This window comes from Paraburkholderia sp. LEh10, from assembly GCF_017814945.1.
Classification (GTDB): domain Bacteria; phylum Pseudomonadota; class Gammaproteobacteria; order Burkholderiales; family Burkholderiaceae; genus Paraburkholderia.
Map to the genome: position 1 here is coordinate 1 of NZ_JAGIPX010000228.1, position 757 is coordinate 757.

The 757-nt window shown below is 60.5% G+C and carries 1 protein-coding gene; it reads right to left on the minus strand.

What is annotated here, in order from left to right; translation table 11 throughout:
- The coding region (locus J8I87_RS44085) for a transposase (protein WP_209938931.1) at positions 1–757 on the minus strand (757 nt) is incomplete at both ends.

Here is a 757-nt window from a genome sequence, read left to right on the forward strand (position 1 = left end):
GGACAGCATTGATCCTTCAATGCACATCCCGCGCAGTCCAACTGGCTTGATCGATAGACGATCGTGTTGGCCTTGGTGATGTGCGTGCGCGGATTCTTGAACGGGCGTCGTTCGCTGCGCAGTGCGTGTCCGGCGGGACAGCGATACTCATTGCTTTGCTCAAGCCACTGGAAATCGCTGTTCGCGAACGTCTCGTCGCTCCGCGCCCCTTTCTCCCACACGGGGACGTGCGGTTCGATCGCCTTGTCATTGATCATCCAGGCAAGCATCGATGCTGTGCCGTATGCAGTGTCACCGACCAGACGTTGTGGCTTGAGCCGGAAGCGCCGCTCGACCCGATCAATCATGGTCCTGGTTGCGTCCACCTCCTGTGTGCGGTATGCGGGTGTGGCCTCAACATCCATGATGATTCCCGCCTGCAGATCGATCAGGTAGTTGGTCGAGTAGGCATAGAACGCCGGGCCACCGGGCGCTGCTGTCCAACGTGCAGCCGGATCGGTCAGAGAGATGTTCTTTGGCTGCGCTGCAGGTTCCGGCGATGCTTCTACGGCTTGGGCATCAGTGTCGTTTGCATCGAGCGTCGCCAGATACTCACGCACCGCGCGGCTGGGCCCTTCGCCACGACTCCAGTCAACTGCTTCGGTCCCGGCGATGCCTCGGGTGCGATTGGCGTCGGCTTTGATGACACTGGCGTCGATCGCGAACCCTTCACCGCCCACGAGGCCTTCGCTCATGCAGCGACGCAAAACTGATTCGA